Genomic DNA, 1,003 nt, shown 5'->3' on the forward strand with positions numbered 1-1,003 from the left:
CCCCGCGCGAGGACACCGCCCCGCCCGGCGACCGGCCCGGCACCGACAAGCCCGAGCCCCGCACCCGCCACCTGGCGCTGCGCCCCGGCGACCTGCTGGTCATCGAGGAGGTCCTCGGCCCGCGCACCGGCGCGCCCGCCGACGCCGACCCCGCGCACCGCCAGGCCGTCCGGCTCACCTCCGTCACCCCGCTGGTCGACGAGCTGTACGACCAGCCCGTGCTGGAGGTCACCTGGGCGCCGGAGGACGCGCTCGCCTTCCCGGTCTGCCTGTCCTCCCACGGCGGCAGCGACTGCGGCCCGATCGCCGACGTGAGCGTCGCCCGCGGCAACGTCGCCCTGGTCGACCACGGCCGCTCGCTCACCTTCTGCGGCGGCGCCCCGGAGTCCTTCCCGGTGCCGCCGGAGCCGGTCCGTACGGCGCCCTGCGGGCCGGGCGGGTGCGGTTGCGAGGACCGCGCCGAGGGCAGCCCGGCGGCGGAGGCGATCCGGGAACTGCTCGACCAGGCCCGCGACGGCCGCCAGCTCGGCCCGGAGCAGGTCCGCGCCCTGGACGCGCTGCTCGGCGAGGCGGCGGTGCGGCGGGCCGGGCTGAGTGTGCTGCTCGCGCCCGGCGCGACCGCGGAGGGCGAGGACGGCGAGGGCGCGGTGGTGGAGCCGCCCACGGCCGACGCCCAGGCGGCGGCGCTGGAGACCCTGCTCGACCAGACCCGCTACCCCGTGCTGCCGCAGCCCTTCCGTCCGCTGCTGCGCTACGCGCCGGTGACCCAGGCGGCCGCCTACCCGGACCGGGCGCACGTCTGCGCCGGGCAGGCCGCCCTGCTCGCCGGCGTTCCGGAGCGGGTCCGGCTGCGACTGGAGGAGCTGTGGCACCGGGCGTGCGACGGCCACCACCTCTCCCGGGCCGAACTCGCCGAACTGACCGTGCTGTTCGGCGCCCGGGTGGTGCAGGAGCTGCGGCTCGCGGAGCGGCCCGCCGCCGGGCTGCGCGAGCTGCTGGCCCG

The 1,003-nt window shown here is 79.2% G+C and carries 1 pseudogene; it reads left to right on the forward strand.

From position 1 onward, the window contains the following. Nucleotides 1-1,003, forward strand: a pseudogene (locus AE652_RS42025) (putative baseplate assembly protein); the annotation flags it as partial.

It is taken from the genome of Kitasatospora sp. MY 5-36, assembly GCF_001182915.1.
Taxonomy (GTDB): Bacteria; Actinomycetota; Actinomycetes; order Streptomycetales; family Streptomycetaceae; genus Kitasatospora.